Origin of the sequence: Pseudomonas sp. IT-P171 (assembly GCF_949767765.1) — a bacterium.
GTDB lineage: Bacteria > Pseudomonadota > Gammaproteobacteria > Pseudomonadales > Pseudomonadaceae > Aquipseudomonas > Aquipseudomonas fluorescens_B.
The window spans coordinates 395,611-414,831 of sequence record NZ_CATKQN010000044.1; the positions used below are offsets into that span (position 1 = coordinate 395,611).

The 19,221-nt window shown below is 60.0% G+C and carries 14 protein-coding genes; 5 read left to right on the forward strand and 9 right to left on the reverse strand.

Going from position 1 to position 19,221, the window contains the following annotated elements:
• Positions 1-55: 55 nt before the first annotated feature.
• The 4 genes from ACM6I5_RS21935 to ACM6I5_RS21950 form a co-directional block, all read right to left on the reverse strand.
• The gene (locus tag ACM6I5_RS21935) at positions 56-292 is read right to left on the reverse strand and encodes a DUF1653 domain-containing protein (RefSeq protein ID WP_017337558.1); all 237 of its coding nucleotides are present in this window, start codon (positions 290-292) and stop codon (positions 56-58) included.
• 99 nt (positions 293-391) lie between these two features.
• Entirely contained in the window at positions 392-1,567 is a 1,176-nt protein-coding gene (gene fadA, locus ACM6I5_RS21940; protein ID WP_008028488.1) for an acetyl-CoA C-acyltransferase FadA, read from the reverse strand.
• Positions 1,568-1,596: 29 nt separating this feature from the next.
• Positions 1,597-3,744 (reverse strand): fatty acid oxidation complex subunit alpha FadB, encoded by a 2,148-nt coding sequence (gene fadB / locus ACM6I5_RS21945; protein ID WP_017337556.1) that lies wholly within the window; start codon positions 3,742-3,744, stop codon positions 1,597-1,599.
• Between the two features lie 530 nt (positions 3,745-4,274).
• Positions 4,275-4,712: a hypothetical protein gene (locus ACM6I5_RS21950; RefSeq protein ID WP_017337555.1), complete on the reverse strand. Its 438-nt coding sequence runs from the start codon at positions 4,710-4,712 to the stop codon at positions 4,275-4,277.
• 103 nt (positions 4,713-4,815) lie between these two features.
• Here ACM6I5_RS21950 and ACM6I5_RS21955 point away from each other — a divergent pair, with 103 nt between their 5' ends.
• Positions 4,816-5,256, forward strand: coding sequence for a universal stress protein (locus tag ACM6I5_RS21955; RefSeq protein WP_414884700.1), 441 nt, complete (start codon positions 4,816-4,818; stop codon positions 5,254-5,256).
• 64 nt (positions 5,257-5,320) lie between these two features.
• Here ACM6I5_RS21955 and ACM6I5_RS21960 read toward each other — a convergent pair whose 3' ends face one another.
• Complete coding sequence (locus ACM6I5_RS21960; RefSeq protein ID WP_414884701.1) at positions 5,321-7,240, reverse strand: ATP-binding cassette domain-containing protein; 1,920 nt, start codon at positions 7,238-7,240, stop codon at positions 5,321-5,323.
• 213 nt (positions 7,241-7,453) lie between these two features.
• On the opposite strand from ACM6I5_RS21960, the gene ACM6I5_RS21965 reads away from it, so the two are divergent.
• A complete protein-coding gene (locus tag ACM6I5_RS21965) occupies positions 7,454-9,382 on the forward strand; it encodes a transglycosylase SLT domain-containing protein (protein ID WP_017337551.1) in 1,929 nt (642 codons plus the stop codon).
• Positions 9,383-9,520: 138 nt separating this feature from the next.
• Here the strand turns inward: ACM6I5_RS21965 and ACM6I5_RS21970 are convergent, their stop codons facing one another.
• A complete protein-coding gene (locus ACM6I5_RS21970; protein ID WP_017337550.1) occupies positions 9,521-11,299 on the reverse strand; it encodes an ABC transporter transmembrane domain-containing protein in 1,779 nt (592 codons plus the stop codon).
• A 257-nt stretch (positions 11,300-11,556) separates the two neighbouring features.
• Between ACM6I5_RS21970 and ACM6I5_RS21975 the strand changes: the two genes are divergently transcribed.
• Positions 11,557-11,736, forward strand: a complete 180-nt coding sequence (locus ACM6I5_RS21975; protein ID WP_017337549.1) for a PA1571 family protein — start codon at positions 11,557-11,559, stop codon at positions 11,734-11,736.
• Positions 11,737-11,848: 112 nt separating this feature from the next.
• Here ACM6I5_RS21975 and pdxB read toward each other — a convergent pair whose 3' ends face one another.
• Positions 11,849-12,991 (reverse strand): 4-phosphoerythronate dehydrogenase PdxB, encoded by a 1,143-nt coding sequence (pdxB, locus tag ACM6I5_RS21980; protein ID WP_414884702.1) that lies wholly within the window; start codon positions 12,989-12,991, stop codon positions 11,849-11,851.
• 310 nt (positions 12,992-13,301) lie between these two features.
• Here pdxB and ACM6I5_RS21985 point away from each other — a divergent pair, with 310 nt between their 5' ends.
• On the forward strand, positions 13,302-14,705 hold the full coding sequence (locus ACM6I5_RS21985; protein ID WP_414878648.1) for an MATE family efflux transporter: 1,404 nt from the start codon (positions 13,302-13,304) through the stop codon (positions 14,703-14,705).
• Positions 14,706-14,813: 108 nt separating this feature from the next.
• On the opposite strand, the gene tusA is transcribed toward ACM6I5_RS21985, so the two are convergent.
• Together tusA and rlmM are read right to left on the reverse strand one after the other, a co-directional pair.
• Positions 14,814-15,065 carry a sulfurtransferase TusA gene (tusA, locus tag ACM6I5_RS21990; protein ID WP_017337546.1) on the reverse strand — a complete coding sequence of 84 codons (252 nt, stop codon included), beginning with the start codon at positions 15,063-15,065 and terminating at the stop codon, positions 14,814-14,816.
• A gap of 98 nt (positions 15,066-15,163) precedes the next feature.
• On the reverse strand, positions 15,164-16,237 hold the full coding sequence (gene rlmM, locus ACM6I5_RS21995) for a 23S rRNA (cytidine(2498)-2'-O)-methyltransferase RlmM (protein ID WP_017337545.1): 1,074 nt from the start codon (positions 16,235-16,237) through the stop codon (positions 15,164-15,166).
• A 221-nt stretch (positions 16,238-16,458) separates the two neighbouring features.
• Between rlmM and acnA the strand changes: the two genes are divergently transcribed.
• Positions 16,459-19,200 carry an aconitate hydratase AcnA gene (acnA, locus tag ACM6I5_RS22000; protein WP_414884703.1) on the forward strand — a complete coding sequence of 914 codons (2,742 nt, stop codon included), beginning with the start codon at positions 16,459-16,461 and terminating at the stop codon, positions 19,198-19,200.
• The last annotated feature ends 21 nt before the right edge of the window (positions 19,201-19,221 follow it).

The window sequence follows — 19,221 nt, forward strand, 5'->3', positions numbered from 1 at the left end:
CTATATATAGTGGCTACAAGGTGAGGTCAAGCGCAGGGTTGTGCGCGATCTCAGCTTATGCCTTCGAAAAAAGGCTCGGTTCGGCTTGCACCAAAGCAAAGCGTGGCACCTGTTCGCCGTCAACCTCGACCGACTCCAGGAACATGCTCAAGGGACGCACCCAAAAGCCGTAATCGCCATACAGGGCTTGGTAGAAGACCACTTCTTCTTCGGTTTCCGAATGCCGCGCAATGCTGAATACGCGGTACTGCGGACCTTTGTAATGTTGGTAGAGCCCAGGTTGTATCGGCATGGTTTGGCCCTCACTCAAATCTTTTCAAAATAAAAACAAAAATAAATCCGGAAAAACAAAAACCGGGGCACTTGGCCCCGGCTTCCGTCAACGGAACGCTTAAACGCGTTCGAAGACGGTGGAGATGCCTTGGCCGAGACCAATGCACATGGTGGCTACCCCGAAGGTGCCGCCATTTTGCTTCATCACGTTCAGCAAAGTGCCGGAGATACGCGCACCGGAGCAGCCGAACGGATGACCCAGGGCGATCGCGCCGCCGTGCAGGTTAACCTTCTCGTTCATCTTGTCGAGCACTTTCAGATCTTTCAGCACTGGCAAGGCCTGTGCGGCGAAAGCTTCGTTGAGCTCGAAGAAGTCGATATCGTTGATGCCAAGGCCCGCGCGCTTCAGTGCTTTTTGTGTCGCCGGTACTGGACCATAGCCCATGATCGCCGGATCCACACCTGCCACGGCCATCGAGCGAATCACCGCCAGAGGCTGGATGCCCAGGTCCTGTGCACGCTGCGCCGACATCACGATCATGCATGAAGCACCGTCGGTGATCTGCGACGAAGTACCGGCTGTCACGGTGCCGCCCTTCGGGTTGAACGCTGGCTTCAATGCCGCCAGGCTTTCCAGGGTGGTTTCCGGACGAATGGTTTCGTCATAGTCGAACAGTTTCAGGAAACCGTTCTCGTCGTAGCCCTGCATCGGGATGATTTCGTCTTTGAACTTGCCTTCCACGGTCGCCTTGTGAGCGAGTTGGTGGGAGCGCACGCCGAAAGCGTCCTGTTGTTCGCGAGTGATGCCGTGCATTTTGCCCAGCATTTCAGCGGTCAGGCCCATCATGCCCGAGGCTTTCGCCGCGTACAGGGACATGTGCGGGTTCGGATCGACACCGTGCATCATGCTCACGTGGCCCATGTGCTCGACGCCGCCAACCACGAACACGTCACCGTTGCCGGTCATGATCGCTTGCGCAGCCGTGTGCAGTGCGCTCATCGACGAACCGCACAGGCGGCTGACGGTCTGGCCGGCAGCGGTGTGCGGGATCTGAGTCATCAGGGACGCCATGCGGGCGATGTTCCAGCCCTGCTCCAGGGTCTGGTTCACACAGCCCCAGATCACGTCTTCGACTTCGTTCGGGTCGACCTTGACGTTGCGTTCCAGCAATTTGCTGATCAGGTGCGCCGACATGTCTTCAGCGCGGGTGTTGCGGTGCATGCCGCCCTTGGAGCGGCCCATCGGAGTACGACCGAAGTCGACAATCACGACGTCTCTAGGATTCAAGCTCATATATTCACTCTCACTCTAGTTGGGGGCGCTTAACCGAAGAAGCTTTGGCCGTTTTTGGCCATTTCGCGCAGCTTCGCGGTCGGGTGGTACAGCGCGCCCAAATCAGCGTACTGGTCAGCCAGGGCAACGAACTCTGCCACACCGATCGAATCGATGTAACGCAGCGCACCGCCACGGAATGGAGGGAAACCAATACCGTAGACCAGGCCCATGTCGGCTTCGGCAGCGGTTTCGACGATGCCGTCTTCCAGGCAACGCACGGTTTCCAGGCACAGCGGGATCATCATCCAGTTGATGATGTCTTCGTCAGTGACGTCGCGCTGTTCGAAAACGATCGGCTTGAGCACTTCCAGCACCGACGGATCGGCGACTTTCTTCTGCTTGCCCTTCTTGTCGGTCTCGTAGGCGTAGAAGCCCTTGCCATTCTTCTGGCCCAGGCGCTTGGCTTCGTAAAGCACGTCGACAGCCGAACGACGGTCGTCTTTCATGCGGTCCGGGAAGCCTTCAGCCATCACATCACGACCGTGGTGGCCGGTGTCGATGCCGACCACGTCCATCAGGTACGCCGGGCCCATCGGCCAGCCAAATTTTTCCATGACCTTGTCGATACGGACGAAGTCCACACCGGCGCTGACCAGCTTGGCGAAACCGCCGAAATACGGGAACAGTACGCGGTTGACCAGGAAGCCCGGGCAGTCATTGACGACGATCGGGTTCTTGCCCATTTTCTTGGCGTAGGCAACGGTGGTGGCAACGGCCAGCTCGCTGGACTTCTCGCCACGAATCACTTCCACCAGCGGCATCATGTGCACCGGGTTGAAGAAGTGCATGCCGACGAAGTTTTCCGGACGCTTGAGGGCCTTGGCCAGCAAGGTGATGGAAATGGTCGAGGTGTTGGACGCGAGGATGGTGTCCTCTTTGACCTTGTCTTCGACTTCGGCCAGAACGGCTTGCTTGACCTTCGGGTTCTCGACGACCGCTTCGACCACCAGGTCCACGTGACCGAAGTCACCGTAGGACAGGGTTGGACGAATGCCGTTGAGGACTTCAGCCATTTTCGCCGCCGTCATGCGACCTTTATCAACGCGGCTCACCAGCAGCTTGGCGGCTTCAGCCAGGCCTTGCTCGATGCCATGCTCGTTGATGTCCTTCATCAGGATCGGCGTACCTTTGGAGGCCGACTGATAAGCGATACCGCCACCCATGATGCCGGCGCCCAATACGGCAGCCTGCTTCACGTCCCTGGCGATTTCGTCGTAGGCCTTGGCCTTTTTCTTCAGTTCCTGATCGTTCAGGAACAGACCGATCAAGCTCTGCGCGGCAGAGGTCTTGGCCAGTTTGACGAAACCTGCAGCTTCGACTTCCAGCGCTTTGTCGCGACCGAAGTTAGCGGCTTTCTGGATGGTCTTGATCGCTTCGACCGGTGCCGGGTAGTTCGGGCCAGCCTGACCGGCCACGAAACCTTTGGCGGTTTCGAACGACATCATCTGTTCGATGGCGTTGAGCTTGAGTTTTTCCAGTTTTGGCTGACGCTTGGCCTTGTAATCGAATTCGCCGGAGATGGCGCCTTTGATCAGGTTCAGAGCCGCTTCTGCCAGCTTCTCGGGAGCAACCACTGCGTCGACAGCGCCGACTTTCAGCGCATCTTCAGCACGGTTTTCCTTACCCGCGGCAATCCACTCGATGGCGTTGTCGGCACCGATGATGCGCGGCAGGCGCACGGTACCGCCGAAGCCCGGGTAGATACCCAGCTTGACTTCCGGCAGGCCGATTTTCGCGGTAGCGGACATGACGCGGTAGTCCGCCGCCAGGCACATTTCCAGACCGCCACCCAGGGCGATGCCGTTGATGGCGGCGACAGTCGGGACGTTGAGGTCTTCGAAATCGCTGAAAATCCTGTTGGCTTCGAGGTTGCCTGCAACAAGCTCTGCATCAGGCAGCTTGAAGTTCTCGACGAATTCGGTGATGTCGGCGCCGACGATGAACACGTCCTTGCCGCTGCTGACGATCACACCCTTGATCGAAGCATCTGCCTTGATGGCGTCTACGGCCTGACGCAGTTCGTTCAGGGTTAGACGGTTGAACTTGTTGACGGACTCACCCTTGAGGTCGAATTTCAATTCGACGATGCCACTTTCAAGAGCCTTAACCGTGATGGCTTTACCTTCGTAAATCATCAACTGATCTCCACGATATGGAAGCTGAACAGTACACGTCGGACGCAGGCGAATGGCTCGGCAGGGACGTTTATCGTCGATGCTACGCCAATCCACCCGGCACACCCGCCAACGCGATAGTCGGGATTCTGTAGGAGCGGTCTGCAATGCAAACGCCCGATTCATACGCCCGTTTGATTTGGGTACGCCACCTTCACGGAATTTCCGGCAATTGTCAATCGCCCAAAATACGGGTTGAAACGCGACTTTCCGGTCATTTCCGTACCACGAGCACCAGCAACACACGGATGCATGTAAGGCCATTCATAGAATCAATAGTTAGAAAAGTCGCCCTAATTCGCGGCAGCCTTTGTTTAAAGGGCTACGCTGGGCGTGAGATTGAGGAAAAAAATTGAACGCGTCGGCGAATGCCCGGCGTAAGATCAGCCCACAACGAATTACCGGCCTGCCTGGCCAACTCCAGCCCGATGATGAATGTCGGGCTTTTTATTGCCTGATGATGTGTTCCGCGTGATACGCAGGATCGCGTTTCAGGCCAATGCCTTGAGGGTGGCATCGATTTGTTGCAAAACCGTCGCTTCGCCCTTCTCGCCCCAATACAACGTGATCATCTGCTTGTCCGCTTCGACCTTGTAGACGTTGGCTGGCAATTTTTCGAAATGATTGAGCAGCGTCTGATCCTCGCAGACCTCCTGCCACTGATTCACCCACACACCCGGCGACTTCTGCCAATAACTCCAGCACGCTGGCTGATTGCCGCGACGCGGTCGATGGTACTGCGCGCAGGGGCTCGGCGGTTCCTGACTGAGCCAGTGCGGCCACTCCTGAGGCGCCAGTTGCATGGCCAGCCCGATGCGCCGCGCCTCCATGCGCAGGGCCATGCGCCCGCTCTGACCACGGGACGGTCGCAGCCATGCCAGCGGGCTCAGCACCACCAACAGGATTGACACCACTATCCAGACCGTCATATCTGTACTCCCGATTCTTGATGAGCGCTTTGAGTCACTTTGAAAACAACGCGCTTGAAACCAGCCATACTTATCAATATTGCATCCTCAGGAGGAGCACCTCATGCCCTACCACCACATTCTGGTCGCTGTAGACCTGACCGAAGAGTGCGACCCTGTCATCCACCGTGCTCGCGAGTTGTCAGTGAGCAATGGCGCGAAGTTGTCCCTGGTGCACATTGTCGAGCCCATGGCCATGGCGTTCGGCGGCGACGTGCCGATGGACCTGTCGCAACTGCAACAGCAGCAGTTCGATCAGGCCAAGGAGCGACTGGACCGATTGATCGTGAAGTACCCGGAGCTCTCCAAGGAATACAGTCACCTGACCTACGGCCAGCCGCGCCAGGAGATTCATCACCTGGCCAAGGAACAGACCTGTGACCTGATCGTGGTGGGTAGTCATGGCCGGCACGGTCTGGCGCTATTGCTGGGTTCAACCGCCAACGACGTGCTGCACGGTGCGCCTTGCGATGTGCTTGCGGTGCGCCTGCAAAACAAAAGCTGACCCCCTCCTACAAAAAGCCCGGCATTCACGTCAGTGAAGCCGGGCTTTTTTATCGCAGGATCAATCAGGCATCCAGCTCCGCCCAACGCTCGACCATGACGTCGAGCTCAGCCTGCAACTGCTCCAATTGCGCGATCACCGCGGCGGTCTCGGCAGCAGGACGCTGATAGAAACCGACATCGGCCATCTGGGCCTCAACGATTGCAATCTGCTGCTCCATGGCCTCGATCTGAGCCGGCAACATTTCCAGCTCACGCTGCAACTTGTAGCTGAGCTTTTTCTTCGCCACCGGCGCTTCGGTCACTGCCGCCACGGGTGCAGCCTCAGCCGTCACGACCGCCGACGTCAGGTCAGCCTTGCCGGACTTGCTCTCGGTCACGCCCAGCAGCCGCGGCGAACCGCCCTGGCGTAGCCAGTCCTGATAACCACCGACGTATTCGCGAACCTTGCCTTCACCTTCGAAGACCAGGGTACTGGTCACCACGTTGTCGAGGAATGCCCGGTCGTGGCTGACCATCAGCACGGTGCCGTTGAAGGTCAGCAAGACCTCTTCCAGCAGTTCGAGGGTTTCCACGTCGAGGTCGTTGGTCGGTTCGTCGAGGACCAGCAGGTTCGCTGGCTTGCTGAACAGTTTCGCCAGCAACAGACGAGCGCGCTCACCACCCGACAGCGCCTTGACCGGCGTGCGGGCCCGCTGCGGGCTGAACAGGAAGTCGCCGAGGTAGCTCAGCACGTGACGGCTTTGACCATCGATGTCGATGAAGTCGCGACCTTCGGCCACGTTGTCGATAACGGTCTTTTCCAGGTCCAGCTGATGACGCAACTGATCGAAGTACGCCACGTCGATGCGCGTGCCCTCTTCCACTGTGCCGCTGGTCGGTTGCAGGCCGCTGAGCATCAGTTTCAACAGCGTGGTCTTGCCGGTACCGTTGGCGCCGAGCAGACCGATACGGTCGCCGCGCGTCAGGACCATCGAGAAATCCTTGATCAGGAACGGGCCGCCCGGGTGAGCGAAGCTCACGTTCTCGAGGACCATCACCTGCTTGCCGGACTTGTCGGCGGTGTCCAACTGAATGTTGGCCTTGCCAGTGCGCTCACGACGCTCGCTGCGCTCGACGCGCAATGCTTTCAGGGCACGAACGCGGCCCTCGTTACGGGTGCGACGGGCCTTGATGCCCTGACGGATCCAGACTTCTTCCTGGGCCAGCTTTTTGTCGAACAGCGCGTTGGCGGTTTCTTCAGCGGCCAGCGAGGCTTCTTTGTGCACAAGGAAACTGGCGTAGTCGCCGTTCCAGTCGATCAGGCCGCCGCGATCCAGTTCGAGGATGCGGGTCGCGAGGTTCTGCAGGAAGGAACGGTCGTGCGTGATGAACAGCACGGCGCCCTGGAAATCCTTCAGCGCTTCTTCGAGCCAGGCAATTGCACCGATGTCCAGGTGGTTGGTCGGTTCGTCGAGCAGCAGCAGATCCGGTTCGGACACCAGCGCCTGCGCCAGCAGGACGCGGCGACGCCAGCCGCCGGACAACTGGGACAGGGTCTTGTCGGCCGGCAACTGCAGGCGGCTCAACGTGCTGTCGACCAGTTGCTGCAAGCGCCAGCCGTCACGGGCTTCGAGGTCGTGCTGGACGTGCATCAATTTGTCCAGGTCGGCGTCGGTGACGATGTTCTGGCTCAGGTGGTGATACTGCGCGAGCAGCTCGCCGACACCGTCCAGGCCTTCAGCCACCACGTCGAACACGGTCCGCTCGTCGGCTACCGGCAATTCTTGCGGCAATTCGCCGATCTTGAGGCCGGGGGCGCGCCAGACGGAGCCCTCATCGGGCTTCTGGTCGCCCTTGACGAGCTTCATCATGCTGGACTTGCCAGTGCCGTTGCGGCCGATGATGCACACCCGCTCACCACGGGCGATCTGCCAGGACACCTTGTCCAACAACGGCATAGCGCCGAAAGCAAGGGACACATCGCTGAATTTGAGCAGGGTCATGAGCTTCTCCAAAAACCGGGCGCGCATTCTACCTGACTTGAGGCTTCAGAAGGCCGGCAATTTCACCTTCGGGGCACTCTGCATGACAAATGTTGCGAACTGATGCTGGCGGGCCCGCAAAGCTTTCGCCTGCTGCTGGCAAAAGGCTAAGCTACAGTTAATTCAGTGTTGGCATCGTCAACGCTTGTCATGATTTCTCTGTTCGGACGTCTCATGCGCAGCCGCCTTTTTGGTCTTTTATCCAGTTTTCTTCTTTCTGCCACAGCCATCCAAACAGCACAGGCGGTGGACCTGTCTACCCAACGCCAATACTACGATGAAGCCAAGCGTGCCCTGGCCAAGGGTGATACAGGTCCGTACTTCCGTTACAGCCAGGCTCTCAGTGATTACCCCTTGGAGCCTTATCTTGCGTATGACGAACTGACCGCGCGTCTGAAAACCGCGAGCAATGCCGAAATCGAGAAATTCCTCGCCGAACACGGCGATCTGCCGCAAGCCAACTGGATGAAACTTCGCTGGTTGCGCTGGCTGGCCGATCGCGGAGACTGGGCAACTTTCGTCAAGTACTACGACCCCAAGCTCAATTTCACCGAACTGGACTGCCTGAACGCGCAGAATCAGATCGCGCGCAACCAGAAGACCGAAGGTTATGCCAACGCCGAAAAACTCTGGCTAACCGGTAAATCGCTGCCTGGGGCGTGTGATGGCTTGTTCGGGATCTGGGCGGCCGAAGGCCAACTGACCGAACAGAAACGCTGGGAACGCACCAAGCTTGCCGCCCAGGCGCGCAACTATCCGCTGGCCAACAGCCTGGTCAATGGCCTGACCACCCTCGCCCCGCGCGGTCGCTTGTTGGTGGATGTGGCGCAGAAACCTGAACTGCTTAATCAGCCGTCGCGTTTCACCCCGGCCGATGAGCCGATGTCTGACATCGTCAGCCTCGGCTTGCGCCGCCTGGCCAAGCAAGACCCGGACAAGGCGATGGCCTTGCTCGACGGCTATGCCAGCAGCATGCATTTCTCCCGTGATGAAAAAGTCGCGATCGCCCGGGAAATCGGCCTGACCCTCGCTCGTCGCTTTGATAGCCGGGCGCTGGACGTGATGACCAAGTACGACCCGGAATTGCGCGACAACACCGTGTCCGAATGGCGCTTGCGCCTGCTATTGCGCCTGGCTCGCTGGGACGATGCGTATCAGTTGACTCGCCGCTTGCCACAAGACCTGGCGACCACCAACCGCTGGCGCTACTGGCAGGCCCGCAGCCTGGAACTGGCGCAGCCGCAGAACCCGCAAGCGCAGACGCTTTACAAAGGCCTCGCCCGTGAGCGTGATTTCTATGGTTTCCTCGCCGCCGACCGCTCGCAGCTGCCGTACTCGCTGAACAACAAGCCGCTGGTGCTTAGCCAGGCGCTGATCAACAAAGTGCGCAACACGCCAGGTGTACGTCGCGCCCTTGAATTCCACGCACGCGGGCAGATCGTTGACGGTCGTCGCGAGTGGTATTACGTCAGCCGCCACTTCAACCGTGACGAAATGGTCGCCCAGGCGAAACTGGCCTATGACCTGAAATGGTACTTCCCGGCGATCCGCACCATCAGTCAGGCGCAGTACTGGGACGACCTGGACATCCGCTTCCCGATGGCCCACCGCGAAACCCTGGTGCGCGAAGCCAAGGTCCGTGGCCTGCATTCGAGCTGGGTATTCGCCATCACGCGACAGGAAAGCGCCTTCATGGACGACGCCCGCTCCGGCGTCGGCGCCAGCGGCCTGATGCAACTGATGCCCGGTACCGCCAAGGAAACCGCGCGCAAGTTCAGCATTCCCCTGGCCTCGCCACAGCATGTGTTCGATCCCGACAAGAACATCCAGCTCGGCGCCGCCTACCTGAGCCAGGTGCACAGCCAGTTCAACGGCAACCGCGTCCTCGCCTCCGCCGCCTACAACGCCGGCCCGGGTCGCGTGCGCCAGTGGCTGCGCGGCGCGGATCACCTGAGCTTCGACGTCTGGGTAGAAAGCATCCCGTTCGACGAAACCCGCCAGTACGTGCAGAACGTATTGTCGTACTCGGTGATCTACGGCCAGAAGCTCAACTCGCCACAGCCGTTGGTGGACTGGCATGAGCGGTATTTTGACGATCAATAACCGGGAGCCGGTCATGCAGGAGCTGCCGAAGGCGGCGATCTTTTGATCGTCGCCTTGAGCCGCAAACAAAAATGCCCGCATCGATTGATGCGGGCATTTTTTTAAGCAAGATTAAAAGATCGCCGCCTGCGGCGGCTCCTACAGGTGGAGATCGAGTTCGGTCTTTCCATCATTGAACTGCAACGCCGCCAGCCGCGCATACAGCGCATTGCTCGCGATCAGCTCCTGATGGGTGCCCACTGCCACCAGTTTGCCCTGATCCATCACCGCGATCCGGTCGGCGTTTTTCACCGTGGCCAGGCGATGGGCGATAACCAGGGTGGTGCGGTTTTTCATCAAGCTGGGCAGGGCTTGCTGGATCAGGTGCTCGCTTTGGGCATCGAGGGCGCTGGTGGCTTCGTCGAGCAGCAGGATGGGCGCGTCCACCAGCAGCGCTCGAGCGATGGCCAGGCGTTGGCGCTGGCCGCCTGACAAACCGAGGCCACCGTCGCCGAGGTGAGTCTGGTAGCCGTTGGGCATTGCCTCGATAAAATCATGGGCATAGGCAATCTTTGCCGCCTCCCGGACCTGTTCCAGGGTCGCTGTCGGGTTGCCGTAGCGGATGTTCTCTTCAATGCTGCCGAAGAACAGCGCAGGGTTTTGCGAGACCAGCGCAAAGCAACGGCGCAAGTCGAGCGGATCGAGCTGAGTCAGCGGCACGCCGTCGAGCAGAATGCGGCCTTCGGCCGGGTCGTAAAAACGCAGCAACAAGTCATACACCGTCGACTTGCCCGCGCCGGAAGGTCCGACCAGCGCCAGGGTTTCGCCAGCCTTGACGGTCAGACTCAAGCCATCGACGGCGTAGCTTTCAGGACGCGACGGGTAGGAAAAACGCACGTTTTGCAGTTCCAGGTTACCCGTCACTCGCTCCGGTAATGTCACCAGCCCCGTCGTCGGTGGCTGGATGATGTTTTCCGAGCGCAGCAATTCGGCAATCCGCTCGGCGGCGCCGGCAGCGCGCTGCAGCTCACCAATGACTTCACTCAACGTGCCGAACGCGCTGCCGACGATCAGGCTGTAGAACACGAACGCCGCCAGTTCACCTGCGGAAATCCGCCCGGCCATCACATCCATGCCGCCGACCCACAGCATGACGCCGACCGCGCCCAGCACCAGCACGATCACCAGGGTAATCAGCCAGGCACGCTGGAATATCCGTTTACGGGCGGTGTTGAACGCCTCCTCCACGGTCGCGGCAAACCGCTGTTCGTCCTGGACCTGATGGTTATAGGCCTGCACGGTTTTGATCTGGCCAAGGGTTTCAGACACGTAGCTGCCAATGTCGGCAATCCGGTCCTGGCTCAGGCGCGACAGGCTGCGTACCCGTCGGCCGAAGATCAGGATCGGCGCGATCACCAGTGGCAACGCCACAACGACGATGCTGGTGAGTTTGGGGTTGGTGATAAACAGCAACACAATCCCGCCGATCACCATCAGCAGATTGCGCAGAAACAGCGACAGCGAAGAGCCGATCACCGATTGCAGCAACGTAGTGTCGGCTGTCAGCCGCGACTGGATCTCGGAGCTGCGATTGTCTTCATAAAACCCCGGATGCAGGTAAACCAGATGGTTGAACACCTGACGCCGGATGTCGGCCACCACCCGCTCGCCAATCCACGACACCAGGTAAAAACGCGCAAACGTGCCGAGCGCCAGACCCAACACCAACAGCATGAACAGACCGATGGTCTGGTTGAGCAAATGCGGTGACTGGGTCATGAATCCCTGATCCACCAACAGCCGAATCCCCTGCCCCATGGACAAGGTAATGCCCGCCGTGACAATCAGTGCGAGCAACGCACCCAACGCCTGCCAGCGATAGGGCACAAGGAAACGGCTGGCCAGGCGAATCGCGCGGCGGTGACGGGCAGATAGCATCGGGGGGGTTCCAGTTCACACGTTTAGGGGTCGGCTATACCGCTCAATGGGGGGGAACTCTGTAAATCACAATGAGTCAGGTTAATTATGACCGCAAAGACCAGCCCCTAGACGCTATTGGTCTAAAGTCCGGGTGGCAACGTTACGGTATTTCTGGTGGACTGGCATTGCCGCTCAGAAGAGATCGCAGGGAGTTGTCACAGCCCGGTCACCTGGCGGTTCTACAGTAAGCACACAACCTGAAGAGGAGACAGGCCATGTCCTTGCAACACAGCAGCGATGACAAGATTCAAGTGATCCGCACACAGCCAGATCAGTCTCTGGGTTGCTCAATCATTGACGAAAAAGGCCGTGAAGTACCGATCACTGAAAACATGATCCAGGACGCCTGCCGCGAACTGGAGAAGCGATTGGTCAAGCCTGCCAAACAAGATTGATATAGCCACCGTCTTCTTGACCCGGCCCTGATGGCCGGGTTTTTTGTGGGCGTTTTTTGCAGGTTTTGCGCACCCAATCGCGGGCAAACCCGCGATTGAGCCAACGCGGTCTTCAGACAGCCACAGCCCCCAACGCCGCCACAATCTTGCGCAACTGCGGCGAATCCCCCTCGATCCGCACCTGCAGCCCATCAATTTCCCGCCGTGATGGATAGTTCTTGCGCAGTCCGTCAAACGCCGCACGCTGCTCGCTCACACTGCCTACAAGACTGCGTCGGAAATCCGCGTCGTCGCGGCGCGGGTCGTACACGCCACGGCACAACATCGCCAGCGCCCAGGCAGGATCACTCTCAGCGTTCAAGGTCACCTGAGACAACCACGGAGCCGGCAGCAAATCGCTCAAGCTGACCCGCGCCGGCTGCCCGAGAAATGCGCAGTACGCCTGATAGATCTGCGCTGTCCCGCGTTGTTTGCCGTCGAGGCTGTAACCGGCAATGTGCGGCGTGGCCAGCACGCAGAGGTCGGCCAGCGCCACATCGACCTCAGGCTCGCCCTCCCAGACATCCAGCACCGCTTGCAGGTCTTCGCGGTGCAGCAGAACGTCGCACAGGGCTGAGTTGTCCACCACCGGGCCGCGGCTGGCATTGATCAGCCAGGTGCCGGGGTTGAGCTGGTTCAAACGGTTTTTGTCGAACAGATGCCAGGTCGATCCGGCACCGTGTTTTTTCAACGGTGTGTGCAGACTGATGACATCGCACTGCTCGATGATTTGCTCAAGACTGACAAAATCACCCCCTTCAGCCGCTTGCCGTGGCGGATCGCAGACCAGCACGTTCCAGCCCAGCCCTTGCAGAACCTTGACCAGTCGACCGCCCACTTCCCCGGCCCCCACCACGCCGTAAGTGCGCCGGGTGAGGTCGGCGCCTTCAATTTCGGCGAGGGTGAGCAAACTGCCCAGCACATAATCGACCACGCCACGGGCATTGCAGCCGGGGGCGCTGGACCAGGTGATGCCGGCCTGCTGGAAGTAATCGAGGTCGAGGTGATCAGTGCCGATGGTGCACGTGCCGACAAAGCGCACCTTGCTGCCTTCGAGCAACGCGCGATTGACGTTGGTCACCGAGCGCACCAGCAACACATCGGCCTGTTCGACGGTAGTGCGGTCGATTGAACGTCCCGGCACCCGGCGGATTTCACCGAAACCTTCGAAGAAGGCATCGAGCAGCGGAATATTTTCGTCGGCAACAATCAGCATGGCAGGCTCCTTTGGCGGATCGGCAGTGTAGGCGGAGAAGGACGTGATGGGCCAGCAGGCATTAATCCCCTGTGGCGAGGGAGCTTGCTCCCGCTGGACTGCGAAGCAGTCCTATGTGGTGAGTCTGTTGAAACCGAGGTGTTTGACTTGGGGCCGCTTCGCTGCCCAGCGGGAGCAAGCTCCCTCGCCACAGGGGGCGTGCCATGTTCGAAAAATGATTACAAATGGCTAACACAGGACTTTTCCTGACCATTGCGTCAAGGCGTAGAATGCGCCGGCTCGCGCCTCAATATCTCTGGACGTTTCGCCCTTGAATTCCGTAACTGACCGCCCCGCCGCCATTTCCATAAACCGCCCGGCCCGGGTTCGCCTCGAGCTGAAGAATCTGCTGAGCCTGGCGTTGCCGATCATGATCGCGCAGCTGGCCACCACCGCGATGGGCTTCGTTGATGCGGTGATGGCCGGTCGCGTCGGACCGCGGGATCTGGCGGCGGTGGCGCTGGGCAACTCAATCTGGGTCCCGGTGTTTCTGCTGATGACCGGCACACTGCTGGCCACCACACCTAAAGTCGCCCAGCGCTTTGGCGCCGGCACGCACAGCGAGATCGGCCCGATCGTGCGGCAGGCGTTGTGGCTGGCGTTGGTGGTGGGCTTGATGGCGACCGGCATGCTGTTCAGCGCCGAACCGATCTTGCACCTGATGAAGGTCGATCCCGAACTGATCGGCCCGTGCATGCAATACCTGCACGGCATCGCCAGCGGTTTGCCCGCCGTCGCGTTCTACCATGTGCTGCGCTGTTTCAGTGACGGCCTGGGACGTACGCGCCCGGCGATGGTCCTGGGTTTGTGCGGGCTCGCGCTGAACATTCCGCTGAACTACATCTTCATTTATGGCCACTTCGGTGTGCCGGCCATGGGCGGCGTCGGTTGCGGCTGGGCTACGGCGATTGTGATGTGGGTGATGGCGCTGGGCATGGCCGGATGGGAGCGTTGGGCGCCGGCGTATCAATCGAGCCAGTTGTTCAGCCGTTTCGACTGGCCGCAGTGGTCAGTGATCAAACGACTACTGGGCATCGGCCTGCCGATCGGCATCGCGGTGTTCGCCGAATCGAGCATCTTCGCGGTGATAGCCCTGCTGATCGGCAGCCTGGGCGCCACCGTAGTCGCCGGGCATCAGATCGCGCTGAACTTCAGTTCGCTGGTGTTCATGATTCCCTACTCGATCGGCATGGCCGTGACCGTACGAGTGGGTCAGGCGCTCGGTCGTCAGGAACCGCGCGAAGCCCGTTTCGCCGCAGGTGTCGGCATGGGCACGGCGCTGGCTTACGCGTGTATTTCGGCGAGCATAATGCTGTTGCTGCGCGAGCACATCGCGGCCATCTACACGGCTGACCCAACGGTGATTCGCGTGGCGGCGATGCTGATCGTTTACTCGGCGCTGTTCCAGTTTTCCGATGCGATCCAGGTCACGGCGGCCGGTGCGTTGCGTGGCTATCAGGACACACGGGTGACGATGATCCTGACGCTCTTCGCGTACTGGGGCATTGGTTTGCCGGTGGGTTACGCGCTGGGGCTGACCGACTGGTTCGGCACACCGAGTGGCCCGAGCGGGCTGTGGCAAGGTTTGATCGTCGGCCTGAGCTGCGCCGCGCTGATGCTGTCGATCCGCCTGACGCGCAGTGCACGCAAGCGGATCCGCTACGGGCTGAGTTGACCCTGTGGGAGCCAGCCTGCTGGCGATTGCGGTGATTCAGTCAACAATGATGTTGAGTTTGAATCAGCCATCGCCAGCAGGCTGGCTCCCACCGTAGTTTTTTGTGGGTCAATCGGACTTCTTGCGGATCCAGTACAGGTAGGTGCCAGCCTCTTCGTGTTGCGCGACCAGTTCGTGGTCAAGGAACACGCAGAACTTGGGAATGTCACGACGGGTCGACGGATCAGTGGCAACCACCTTGAGCAGGCCGCCGGGCGCGAGGTCACGGATGTGCTGGTGCAGCATCATCACCGGCTCGGGGCAGTTGAGGCCGGTGGCGTCGAGGGTGCCGTCTACCGGCGTATCAAGCATTTCACTCATGATTCACTCCTGTAACTGGCTGGCATTGTCGCGCATTGCCGGGTATTCGGTCATCTGTGGCATGACGCCATACCTGTTTAGGGACCGCGTACAGCCTTTTAACGGGACTTGGGTTTCTTCACGTCAAGCCGACGCAAATGACATGTCACTTCTTCCCGGTCGTGATACAGCTGCTTGCAGCCAATTTCGACCCGGATTCCGCGCTCCTTGAACCCGTCGGCGATGCGCTCCAGCAAGCGTTTCACTTCAGCGTAACGCTGTTTCATCGGTAACTTGAGGTTGACCACCGCTTCGCGGCAATGGCCCTCGCCGATCCACTCCTCCAGCATTGCGGCGTTGCGCGCCGGTTTCTCGACGATGTCGCAGACCATCCAGTCCACCGGCTGGCGGGGCTTGTAGGTGAAGCCGTCGGCCATCAAATGTTGCACCAGACCGGTGTCCATCAGGCTTTGCGCCATTGGGCCGTTGTCGATGGCGGTCACCAGCATGCCGCGGTTGACCAGTTGCCAGGTCCAGCCGCCCGGCGCTGCGCCGAGGTCGACGCCGGTCATGTCGCTGTGCAGGCGCTCGTCCCACTGGTCGCGCGGGATAAAGTGGTGCCACGCCTCTTCCAGCTTCAAGGTCGAGCGGCTCGGTGCCTCGCGGGGAAACTTCAGGCGCGGAATGCCCATCGGCCACATTGCCGAGTTGTTCGACTCGGCCAGCCCCATGAACACTTCGCGACCGCTTTTGAACGTCAGCAGCAGGCGCGGCTTGTTCGCATCTTCCACCAGTTTGCCGGCCGCCATCAGCGCCTTGCGCAGGTGCACTTCGAACTTCTTGCAGAAGTTCGACAGTTCCTTGCCATCGTTGGTATCGACCATTTCCAGCCACAGGCTGCCGCACAGCGGGAAGTCTGCCATGTGCGCGAGGATCACGCTGATACGGTCGGTTTCGGGCAGGTCGATGAAAATCCCGCGTGCCCACTGGCGCGGAAAAATCAGATCGGCAAAACGCTGACCGCGCATCAGGCGCTCGGCGCCGTCTTCTTCGGTGCAAATGAATTCGGCGCAGGCGCTGGCGGTCTTGGCCTTGGCATAACCGGCGACGTTCAGCCGCGCAGCGTGTTCGGAAATCTCGGAACAGACTTCGCCTTCGAAGCCCGGCCGGCAATGCATAAAGAGGGTGTTCATTCTTACTCCTGGGCAGTTGGCGAAGAATTCAGCCACTGCACGATGCCCAGGCTTGCGTTGAAGCAAAGCCTGTCACGAAAACCGGCGCATGATAGCCGAGTTCGGAACCTCGGACTTGTCCATAGAGTCCAGTTATTAGCCTTAACGCCTAAACAGGGCTAGGTTAAAGCTCTGTTCGTCCCGTCAGTCCGTAGCCGTGCGGACCCAAAGGAGTCATTTCAATGCCGTCCCTCGATAGCCTGAAAACCCTTAAAACCCTGCAAGTCGACGACAAGATCTACCATTACTTCAGTCTGCCCGATGCAGCCAAGAGCCTCGGTGATCTCGACAAACTGCCAATGTCGTTGAAAGTGTTGCTGGAAAACCTGCTGCGCTGGGAAGACGAAAAAACCGTCACCGGCGCCGACCTCCGGGCGATTGCCGCCTGGCTCAAGGAACGTCGCTCCGATCGCGAAATCCAGTACCGCCCTGCCCGGGTATTGATGCAAGACTTTACCGGCGTGCCCGCCGTGGTCGACTTGGCCGCCATGCGCGCCGCCATGGCCAAGGCCGGCGGTGACCCGCAGCGCATCAATCCGCTGTCGCCGGTGGATCTGGTGATCGATCACTCGGTGATGGTCGACAAGTTCGGCAGCGCGAGCGCCTTCGGACAGAACGTCGACATCGAAATGCAGCGCAACGGCGAGCGTTATGCCTTTCTGCGCTGGGGCCAGAGCGCCTTCGACAACTTCAGCGTGGTGCCGCCCGGCACGGGGATTTGCCACCAGGTCAACCTCGAATACCTCGGCCGCACCGTCTGGACCAAGGATGAGGACGGTCGCACCTATGCGTTCCCCGACACGCTGGTCGGCACCGACTCCCACACCACCATGATCAACGGCCTCGGCGTCCTCGGCTGGGGCGTCGGCGGGATCGAAGCGGAAGCCGCGATGCTCGGCCAACCGGTGTCGATGCTGATTCCGGAGGTGATCGGTTTCAAACTCACCGGCAAGTTAAAGGAAGGCATCACCGCCACCGACCTGGTGCTGACCGTCACCCAGATGCTGCGCAAGAAAGGCGTGGTGGGCAAATTCGTCGAGTTCTACGGCGACGGTCTTGCCGACCTGCCGCTGGCCGACCGAGCGACCATCGCCAACATGGCCCCGGAATATGGCGCCACCTGCGGTTTCTTCCCGGTGGATGACGTGACGCTGGAATACCTGCGCCTGTCCGGCCGGCCGCTGGAAACCGTGAAACTGGTCGAGGCTTACAGCAAGGCACAAGGTCTGTGGCGCCTGCCCGGCAAGGAGCCGGTGTTCACCGACAGCCTGGCGCTGGACATGAGCAGCGTCGAGGCCAGCCTCGCCGGGCCGAAACGCCCACAGGACCGGGTGTCGCTGCCCAATGTCGCGCAAGCGTTCAGTGATTTCCTCGGTCTGCAGTTCAAGCCCACCAGCAAGGAAGAAGGTCGCCTGGAAAGTGAGGGCGGTGGCGGCGTCGCGGTAGGTAACGCGGATTTGGTCGGTGAAACGGACTATGAGTACGACGGCCAGACCTATCGCTTGAAAAACGGCGCGGTGGTCATCGCAGCGATCACCTCGTGCACCAACACCTCCAACCCCAGCGTGATGATGGCAGCAGGGCTGGTGGCGAAAAAAGCCGTGGAGAAAGGCCTCACGCGTAAACCGTGGGTCAAGAGTTCGCTGGCCCCAGGCTCGAAAGTGGTCACCGACTACTACAAGGCCGCCGGTTTGACTCAGTATCTGGATCAACTCGGTTTCGACCTTGTCGGATATGGCTGCACCACCTGCATCGGCAACTCGGGCCCGTTGCCGGAGCCGATCGAAAAAGCCATCCAGAAAGCCGACCTGACCGTCGCCTCGGTGCTCTCGGGCAACCGCAACTTCGAAGGCCGGGTACATCCGCTGGTGAAAACCAACTGGCTGGCCTCTCCACCGCTGGTGGTCGCTTATGCATTGGCCGGAACGGTGCGCATTGATATCAGCAGCGAACCGCTGGGTAACGACAAGGACGGCAACCCTGTTTACCTGCGGGACATCTGGCCAAGCACCCGGGAAATCGCCGACGCGGTGAATCAGGTCAACACCGCGATGTTCCACAAGGAATACGCCGAGGTGTTTGCCGGCGATGAGCAATGGCAGGCAATTGAAGTGCCGCAGGCGGCGACGTATGTCTGGCAGGATGATTCGACTTACATCCAGCACCCGCCGTTCTTCGACGATATCGGTGGCCCGCCGCCCGTGGTCAAGGACGTCGCAGGTGCCCGAATCCTCGCGCTGCTTGGCGATTCGGTGACCACCGACCACATCTCCCCGGCCGGCAACATCAAGTCCGACAGCCCGGCGGGCAACTACCTGCGCGAGAAAGGCGTGGAACCGCGGGACTTCAACTCCTACGGTTCCCGCCGCGGCAACCATGAAGTGATGATGCGCGGCACCTTCGCCAACATCCGCATACGCAACGAAATGCTCGGAGGAGAGGAAGGCGGCAACACGATTTACATTCCCACCGGGGAACGAATGGCGATCTACGATGCGGCCATGCGTTATCAGGCCTCGGGCACCCCGCTGGTGGTCATCGCCGGGCAAGAATACGGCACCGGCTCGAGCCGGGACTGGGCGGCCAAGGGCACTAATCTGCTGGGTGTAAAAGCAGTCATCGCCGAAAGCTTCGAGCGGATTCACCGTTCCAACCTGGTGGGCATGGGCGTGTTGCCGCTGCAGTTCAAACTGGATCAGAACCGCAAGAGCCTGAACCTCACGGGCAAGGAAACGCTGGATATCATTGGTCTGACGGGAGTGGCGTTGACGCCGCGGATGAACCTGACGCTCATCATCACCCGCGAGGACGGCAGCCGCGAGAAAGTCGAGGTGCTGTGCCGAATCGATACGCTCAATGAAGTGGAGTACTTCAAAGCGGGAGGGATTTTGCATTACGTGTTGCGGCAGTTGATTGCGTCTTGACCGCCTGCTGACAAAAGACAC

Coding starts and splice junctions, on each gene's coding strand:
- fadA (WP_008028488.1), bottom strand. CDS start 1,567: ATGAGCTTGAATCCTAGAGACGTCGTGATTGTCGACTTCGGTCGTACT.
- fadB (WP_017337556.1), bottom strand. CDS start 3,744: ATGATTTACGAAGGTAAAGCCATCACGGTTAAGGCTCTTGAAAGTGGC.
- acnA (WP_414884703.1), top strand. CDS start 16,459: ATGCCGTCCCTCGATAGCCTGAAAACCCTTAAAACCCTGCAAGTCGAC.
- ACM6I5_RS21950 (WP_017337555.1), bottom strand. CDS start 4,712: ATGACGGTCTGGATAGTGGTGTCAATCCTGTTGGTGGTGCTGAGCCCG.
- ACM6I5_RS21975 (WP_017337549.1), top strand. CDS start 11,557: ATGTCCTTGCAACACAGCAGCGATGACAAGATTCAAGTGATCCGCACA.
- pdxB (WP_414884702.1), bottom strand. CDS start 12,991: ATGCTGATTGTTGCCGACGAAAATATTCCGCTGCTCGATGCCTTCTTC.
- ACM6I5_RS21955 (WP_414884700.1), top strand. CDS start 4,816: ATGCCCTACCACCACATTCTGGTCGCTGTAGACCTGACCGAAGAGTGC.
- ACM6I5_RS21970 (WP_017337550.1), bottom strand. CDS start 11,299: ATGCTATCTGCCCGTCACCGCCGCGCGATTCGCCTGGCCAGCCGTTTC.
- ACM6I5_RS21960 (WP_414884701.1), bottom strand. CDS start 7,240: ATGACCCTGCTCAAATTCAGCGATGTGTCCCTTGCTTTCGGCGCTATG.
- tusA (WP_017337546.1), bottom strand. CDS start 15,065: ATGAGTGAAATGCTTGATACGCCGGTAGACGGCACCCTCGACGCCACC.
- ACM6I5_RS21935 (WP_017337558.1), bottom strand. CDS start 292: ATGCCGATACAACCTGGGCTCTACCAACATTACAAAGGTCCGCAGTAC.
- rlmM (WP_017337545.1), bottom strand. CDS start 16,237: ATGAACACCCTCTTTATGCATTGCCGGCCGGGCTTCGAAGGCGAAGTC.
- ACM6I5_RS21965 (WP_017337551.1), top strand. CDS start 7,454: ATGCGCAGCCGCCTTTTTGGTCTTTTATCCAGTTTTCTTCTTTCTGCC.